The sequence below is a fragment of the Spongiimicrobium sp. 3-5 genome (assembly GCF_046557915.1).
GTDB lineage: Bacteria > Bacteroidota > Bacteroidia > Flavobacteriales > Flavobacteriaceae > JBHEBG01.
The window spans coordinates 1-7,313 of record NZ_JBHEBG010000011.1 but is presented as its reverse complement, the minus strand read 5'-3'; the positions used below and the strand labels follow the sequence as shown (position 1 = coordinate 7,313).

At 44.6% G+C, this 7,313-nt stretch carries 7 protein-coding genes; 6 read left to right on the top strand and 1 reads right to left on the bottom strand.

Going from position 1 to position 7,313, the window contains the following annotated elements; translation table 11 throughout:
• Together ACEQ81_RS18550 and ACEQ81_RS18545 are read left to right on the top strand one after the other, a co-directional pair.
• Window positions 1-1,320, top strand: a 1,320-nt coding sequence (locus tag ACEQ81_RS18550; RefSeq protein ID WP_411032421.1) for a M91 family zinc metallopeptidase, incomplete at its 5' end; no start/stop codon positions are given.
• Window positions 1,321-1,322: 2 nt separating this feature from the next.
• On the top strand, window positions 1,323-1,856 hold the full coding sequence (locus ACEQ81_RS18545; RefSeq protein WP_411032420.1) for a hypothetical protein: 534 nt from the start codon (window positions 1,323-1,325) through the stop codon (window positions 1,854-1,856).
• A 106-nt stretch (window positions 1,857-1,962) separates the two neighbouring features.
• Here the strand turns inward: ACEQ81_RS18545 and ACEQ81_RS18540 are convergent, their stop codons facing one another.
• Window positions 1,963-2,328: a helix-turn-helix domain-containing protein gene (locus ACEQ81_RS18540; RefSeq protein WP_411032419.1), complete on the bottom strand. Its 366-nt coding sequence runs from the start codon at window positions 2,326-2,328 to the stop codon at window positions 1,963-1,965.
• Between the two features lie 136 nt (window positions 2,329-2,464).
• On the opposite strand from ACEQ81_RS18540, the gene ACEQ81_RS18535 reads away from it, so the two are divergent.
• From ACEQ81_RS18535 to ACEQ81_RS18520, 4 genes are all read left to right on the top strand, one after another.
• On the top strand, window positions 2,465-4,045 hold the full coding sequence (locus tag ACEQ81_RS18535) for a hypothetical protein (protein WP_411032418.1): 1,581 nt from the start codon (window positions 2,465-2,467) through the stop codon (window positions 4,043-4,045).
• 71 nt (window positions 4,046-4,116) lie between these two features.
• Window positions 4,117-5,040: a tyrosine-type recombinase/integrase gene (locus ACEQ81_RS18530; protein ID WP_411032417.1), complete on the top strand. Its 924-nt coding sequence runs from the start codon at window positions 4,117-4,119 to the stop codon at window positions 5,038-5,040.
• On the top strand, window positions 5,037-5,924 hold the full coding sequence (locus ACEQ81_RS18525) for a tyrosine-type recombinase/integrase (RefSeq protein WP_411032416.1): 888 nt from the start codon (window positions 5,037-5,039) through the stop codon (window positions 5,922-5,924). Before ACEQ81_RS18530 ends, ACEQ81_RS18525 begins: the two co-directional genes overlap by 4 nt.
• A 338-nt stretch (window positions 5,925-6,262) precedes the next feature.
• Entirely contained in the window at window positions 6,263-6,673 is a 411-nt protein-coding gene (locus ACEQ81_RS18520) for a hypothetical protein (protein WP_411032415.1), read from the top strand.
• Window positions 6,674-7,313: the final 640 nt, after the last annotated feature.

The window sequence follows — 7,313 nt, the reverse complement described above, 5'->3', positions numbered from 1 at the left end:
AACGGGAACATGACGTCCGACCTCAATAAGGGGATAGCCGCAGGTGGGATAGAGTACAACCATCTGAATTTGCCTACCCGGATAGACGTAAATACCGACAATATTCAATATATTTACGATGCAACAGGTGTAAAGATGAGAAAGACCGTAAGCACGGGCAATACCACGGACTACGCGGGGAACTACGTCTACGAGAACGGCGCATTGCAGTTCTTTGGACATCCCGAGGGCTATGTCGAACCCGATGGTTCCGGTGGTTATGACTATGTATACCAGTACAGGGACCACCTCGGTTCTGTCCGTTTGAGTTATCAGGACACCGACAATGACGGCTCTGTTGGCCAGTCCGAGATACTCCAGGAGCGGAACTATTATCCTTTCGGTTTACAGCACAAGGGGTATAACGGGAATATCCAAGGGGCCGAGAACGACCATATGACCTACCAGGGCCAGGAGCACGAGGAAGAATTGGGCAAGGAGACCTACGCCTTCCAGTGGAGGGACTACGACCCAGCGATTGCACGTTTCAACAAAATCGATAGGTTTGCGGAGAAGTATTACGATAAAACCCCTTATCATTTTGCTGCAAATAATCCGATTAGGTTTACCGAGATTGCAGGTGATACCATTTGGATAAATTACAAGAATGAAAAAATCCGTTACGAGGATGGCAAGCTGTACAATAGGGATGGAACGGCCTATAATGGAAAAGGACTCAAAACCAAGAAAGATGGCTCTACCAAACTAAAAGGGTTTTTGGGGAAAACAGTCGATGCTCTAAATTCCATAAGAACTGGTGGAGATGCAGGAAATGAGCTCGTAGGAGACCTACAAGATTCAGGCCAGCATGTTTTTATTGGAAAAGGCAGCAATTCTACCAGAGGACTAAGAGTTTCTTGGAATCCTTCGGATAAAAGCGGAGGGCCCGACCAATCAGGCAGTACTAGAAGGCCTTCTTTTATCGGCTTGGCACATGAATTAGGTCATGCGCACGATGCTTTGGATGGAGTTGTAGATAGAAGCACTTGGGTAACAACATCAGACGGAACAGCAATTCCAAACGCTGAGATATACGCCAGTCATTGGGAAAATAGGGTTCGCGGAGAGAATGGACTATCCCTGAGGACACACTACAGTATTGATAGAGGCACGAATCTTGGTGGTCTATTGAATAATAATGGTACAAGTAGGCACTTTTCACAAAGCCAAACTATGCCAACAATTCAATTTCAAACACAAGGAAATACTGTAGATGGTACTTTTAGGGTGGTGCCAGTGCCTGGCAGCAGTACTATGGTTCTACCTTATAAATATGATTAGTTATGAAAATAAGTTTTATAAGTGTATTTTTTTTGACAGTTCTATTTGGTCATGCACAGGGGAACAGTGAATTAATTTCTTTAAAGGATTACTATCGAGGTGAATCTGTAATATTCAAAAAGGATTATACCCCTCTTGTTAACAGGTCAAATTTTAAGGAATCGTTTACGCCTACCAAGGAGCAAATCAAAGAAGTTGAAAAAATGCTGATTGCACAGTATAATTCTTCTAAAGTCAGTATGGTCGATAGTTTAAGAAAAAAGAATCCAAATGAGAATCTTGTCTATCCAAAACCAGCTAATAATGTGAAGAGAAAGCTTTGTAAATACAAACGTCAATATTTTGGTTACATCGCCAAAACCGGTGATACCATTATCAGTGTCAATCTTCTAAACTTCAAGAACAAACGAAAAGCCAACAAATATTTTTCCAATTGGAAAACAGAGTACGTAGTTGGTTTTGATGGCTTTTACTACGATAACATGGAATATTTTAATGCTAATTTGACCAAAAATAAATTAATCGTAGGAAACTAAATTATCAAGAAACCGCCCACCGGGGCGGTTTTTTTATGTGAACGATACACTACTTATGTGTATTAAAAGACACATATAAGTAGTATTGTTAAAATATGTTAAATTTTTAAGAGGCGATAAGATTGTTGAGATTGTCCCTGAGCTTTTTCTTGGACACGGCAATGTCGATGAGCTTCAAGAGTGCCTCTTTCTCGTCATCATCCAGGGTATCGATGATCTTGATCTTCTCCAATAGGGAAAGGTTCACGACATCTTCCTCGTTGTTCGCCCTGAAGAACTCCGCAACGGAAACCTCGAACACGCCCGCAATCTTCTCCAAGGTGGGAATGGTGGGCATTACCTTGCCGTTTTCCACGAGCGAGTACTGACCTTGCGGAATACCTACCTCCATTGACACCTGCTTTTGGGAAAGTCCTTTGAGTGCCCTCAATTGTTTGATATTCTCCGCTATTATACCGTTGATGTTGCTCATAGAGGCTTTAAATATATGTCAAAGCTAATCAAATAACCGATTTTATACAATGTAACGTAAATAGTGTTGCCGATAATATATTTTTAAATATATATTTGTATTAATATTGAATATATGTTCAGAAATAAGAAATAACATGCCAGCACTCGACACGACCAACCCGAACAACTACGGCTATAAAACGCAGTACTTGGAAATCCACGTTCTCGGTGGCATCAAGACCGCCAAGCTCGAGACCCTAAGGGTCACTTTATCGCTGCAAAAACTAAAACAACACAATGTGCTCAGGCACTCGATAGACCTGTACAACGACAACCAGACCGAAAGGCTGGTGCGAAAAACCGCCGAACGGTTGGAAGTGGGCACGACCATCGTCAGGCGCACCCTGCAACAACTGACAAGGGAACTCGAGAATCATCGATTCTTATTGTTAGAGGAACAAACAGCAAAGCCCATAATCAAGGAAATGACCGCTAGTGAACTGCGAGCCGCAGAAGCATTTTTAAAGAAGAAAAACCTACTGGAGAAAACGAACGAACTCATTGGAAAAAGCGGTGTCATCGGGGAACATACCAACAGATTGCTCATGTACCTGATATTTACGAGCAGAAAGACCAACAACCCATTGCACTGTATCAGCTTGGGCAGTAGTGGCGTCGGAAAAACGCACCTACAATCGAAAGTGGCCGAACTCATACCCCAGGAGGACAAAGTCGAGATCACGGTACTATCGGCCAACGCCTTTTACTACTTCAACCGTACCGAACTGCAACACAAGCTCATACTCATTGAGGATTTGGACGGGGCGGAATCCGTGTTGTACCCATTGCGTGAACTCCAATCCAAAAAGCGCATCACAAAAACGGTCGTCCACAAGGATGCCAAGGGAACGACCAAGACCATCCATTTAACTGTCGAAGGGCCTGTATCGGTGGCGGGCTGTACCACACAGGAATCGGTTTACGAGGATAACTCAAATAGAAGCTTCTTGCTCTACATCGACGAATCCGCCGAGCAGGACAAGCGCATCATGGATTACCAACGCTTGGCAAGTGCGGGAAAACTGGACGAACAGGAGCAAATCGAAGCTGCGAATCTGTTGTGCAACGTACAACGGTCATTGAAGCCGATAAAAGTGGTGAACCCATATGCCCTGTACCTGGAACTTCCGGGATCGGTCTTTAAACCAAGACGAACGAACAGCCATTACCTACAATTTATCGAGGCGATTACCTTCTACAAGCAATTTGGGCGGGAAAAGAAATATGACCAGCAGACAGGTGAGGAATTTATTGAAACCACCATAGAGGACATCAAGGAGGCCAACGAACTTATCATTGATGTACTGCTTCGCAAATCCGACATCATCACGGGCGCATGTAGGAACTACCTCGAAGAACTTAAAAAGCATGCCACCCGATTTACCGCCCTTGAAATGCGCAGAAAATTGAAAGTAAAAAAGACCACCCAATGGCGTTACCACAAACAACTGCTTGAAAACAACTACATCAAAAAAGTAAAGGTAAAGGGGGAGCACCTGACCCGTTACGAAGTAACAGATCCCGACGAGTACAAAGAACTGGAAGCCGCCATAGCCCAAGCCCTGCAAAAGTGCCTATTGGAAATCAATGCTTGCGGTGGCTCACCGCGTTCCAATGTTCCAAAGCGTTCCACTGCCAAAATGGAACGGGCAACCCAAAGAAAGAGAACCAGTTAACCACTCTGTTCCACTAAACTGCAAAAAACATCAAGGGCCATGAAAACAGTCGGTAGCACCGACAAGCAATTATGAAGAAACTGCCCATACATAACCGTACCTATAAAGCGTTCCTGCTCTCCTTCAAGGAGTGGCTCGGTATCCTCGGATATAGCAGAAGCTGCATAAAATACTCTCCGCTGTACCTAAGGGAGTTCTTCCATTGGCTTGAAAATCATGGACACTATGGACTGGATACGGTTACATATAAAGTCATATCCGATTATTACCAGTACCTAAAGCAACGCCCCAATGAAAGCTACGGCGGTGCGCTCAGCAACCATACCCTGAACAACCATATCAGCGCGATCAAACGCTTCAACGAATACCTGAAAAAGCACAATGCCCGACCGCTATCGATACACCTGCGTTCCGAAAAGACCGATAAACTCGATGCGACCGATATCGTAAGCCAAGAGGAGATAAGGGAAATGTTCGAGGCGGCACATCACAGCTATGTAATGCCCCATGTATGCCTGCGAGATAGAGCTATGCTAGTGGTTTTATATAGCTGCGGCCTTCGCCGCAATGAGGCCGTACACCTGAACCTGGGCGATGTGCTCTTTGGCCGTAACCGCATACTGGCACGTCGGACGAAGAACGGTAGGGAACGCCATGTACCCCTTAATGACCATAACATGGAAATTTTGGAGGAATACATTTATGACGGGCGCCCCATCTTCTACAAGGCCGACCAGACCGAAGCCCTTTTTGTCAACCAACAGGGCGGACGGATGGGCGGGCAAAGTTTTAAGCTACGCCTGCGTGCCATCATTAAGGCCACGGGAAATCCCGAATTGATGGAGCGAAGGATAACGCCCCACAAGATGCGCCACAGCATTGCCACCCACTTACTGGAAAACGGGGTCGCCATTGAAACAGTAAGCCGCTTCCTAGGACATAGCTCATTGGAAAGCACCCAAGTATATACACATCTCATAAAAGAGGAACTATGAATTTTACCGAATACCTATTGAAAAACCGATACAGCAAAAGCACCATCAGGGTACACCTGTTACGAATCAGGCGGCTACAGAGTTGGCTCAAAAATCAAGGCATCGAAGAAAGCGGGATGACCTATCCCCAGATGCTGCAATACACCAAGTACCTACAAACGGAAAAGGGCTATGAACGACAATCCATCAACAATGAGCTTCGGGCGATAAAGCTCTACCACGATTATCTGATCGAGGAAAATATTGCCATGGAGAACCCCGCCACCGATATGACCATACGGGGAACACGTACCAAGGCCATCGGCGAACTATTGGACAGCGAGGAACTGGAAGACCTCTATTACAGTTACCAAACGCAGCACCACGACACTTTTTTTAGGGCAAGCAAACTGAGGGATAAAGTTGTCATTGGGCTGATGGTATTCCAAGGCGTTACTGTGATGGAGCTGCACCACATGCAAGAGGAACATCTACAACTGAAAAAGGGAAAAGTGGATGTTCCAAGTACCCGAAGGGGCAATGCACGTACCTTGAAACTACAACCTTGCCAAATGATGGAGCTATTGCAATATGTGGAAGAAGCCCGACCTTATCTGTCGGAAAAGGACAGGGGGAACAACCCCGAAAAACTGTTCTTCGGCAGCATTGACCAGATGCACAGCATTACCAGTAGGATATTGAAATACATGAAAGAGAACAATCAAAAGGTAAGGGGCTGTTCTTCACTTAGGACAAGTATCATCATCAACTGGCTAAAAATCCACAGTCTTAGAAAAGTCCAGATTATGGCGGGGCATCGCTACATCAGTTCCACCGAAAAGTATTTACAAAATGATATTGAAAACCTACATGACATCGTGGAGAACTTCCATCCGATAAACTGAAAAGTCCCCAGGGCAAAAAGCCCACGCCGCTCGTACCTCACGGCTCGCCCTGTTCTTTTTACCCTTCCGCACGCCACACTTCCGCAGATTTTTATGCGCCAGCGCACTTGCAGCAGATTGCAGCTTGCTCGTGCCTCGCAACTCCGATCAGCTACGCCAACGGAAAAATCTGATGCATAAAAACCTGCCCAAAGCAATGTTTACATAACGTTGCATTATGCTACCACCTGACGGCGCATAATAACGCTATGTAAAATTGCCGCCATGCCAACGCTAAAACGATAAACATACTTCCTTATATTTGGAAGAAAGTATCAGTAAATCAATTAGTTCAAGTTATGCCTGAAAATATACTGGTTGCACTAATCTCGTTCGGTCTCGGCTCTGTTGCTACACTATTCATCAAATATATATTAGATAAAAAACGTGAGAAATCCGCATCTGAGTTTGAGCATAAGATTCGTCGGTACAAATCAGCAATGATTTTTATGAACGTTTATCTGAAACCTGATAATATGATGTTTATTCGTGACTCTCATCCTGACATCACTTCAAAAGATAACCTCAAAGAAACATTAAAAGCCGAATACTACGAAATGTTACTATACGCGCCTGATGATGTAATTAAAAATGTCCGTGATTTTATATCGTCGCCTTCAAACGGGCAATTCATAAAAACTGTAAAATCAATGCGTAAAGACTTATGGGGTAAGAGGACTAAATTAAAAGATGGAAATCTAGAAATATAAATAGATAAGTCATTCGGTTCTTCCCTGTTAACAATCTTTAAAAACCTTATTCAAGATGTGTGCGTGTCATGACAGACCGATGAAAAAACACCTACTTCTTCGAGATGTGTGTCTGTGGCCACAAACGGCTTACTCCTGCGGGACGCTCAATCGCCGCTTGGCCTATCATTTTTAAATCTGGCGAACGCCTTTGCGCCAGATCCAGCCACGGTTAGCCATCTTTAAAAACGTAACCGCGGGAAACCGGTCCGCCGACATTGGGAAAGGGCGCATACGTACATACGTCCGACCAAGCATCCACCAGTCCCAATCTTACCGGAACAAACCTATGAAGTGCCTTTGGCAGTTCCGATGTGTGCGCTGGCCGTAGCGGCTATTTTACATAGTGTGCTTATGGCTACCTGGACAGAGTACCATAAGAGCGCATTATGTAAAGATAGCTTTGGCAATCCCAACGGGAACCCATTTAGCAAGCCATGTTTATGTAAACAAAAACCCTGCTCACTTTGTTCGGAAAAAGGTAGGAAAAGCCTCCCATACCACCTATCTTTAAGGCACGTTCTTTAACAATTTTAGCGGCCTATTAGGTCAAAAAACGGTGCCGCAACTTGGTTTTTTACATAGAGTACGACGATAACGG

What these genes read in the sequence shown, in the direction of transcription:
- ACEQ81_RS18545 (WP_411032420.1), top strand. Translation starts at nt 1,323, where the DNA reads ATGAAAATAAGTTTTATAAGTGTATTTTTTTTGACAGTTCTATTTGGT.
- ACEQ81_RS18540 (WP_411032419.1), bottom strand. Translation starts at nt 2,328, where the DNA reads ATGAGCAACATCAACGGTATAATAGCGGAGAATATCAAACAATTGAGG.
- ACEQ81_RS18535 (WP_411032418.1), top strand. Translation starts at nt 2,465, where the DNA reads ATGCCAGCACTCGACACGACCAACCCGAACAACTACGGCTATAAAACG.
- ACEQ81_RS18530 (WP_411032417.1), top strand. Translation starts at nt 4,117, where the DNA reads ATGAAGAAACTGCCCATACATAACCGTACCTATAAAGCGTTCCTGCTC.
- ACEQ81_RS18525 (WP_411032416.1), top strand. Translation starts at nt 5,037, where the DNA reads ATGAATTTTACCGAATACCTATTGAAAAACCGATACAGCAAAAGCACC.
- ACEQ81_RS18520 (WP_411032415.1), top strand. Translation starts at nt 6,263, where the DNA reads ATGCCTGAAAATATACTGGTTGCACTAATCTCGTTCGGTCTCGGCTCT.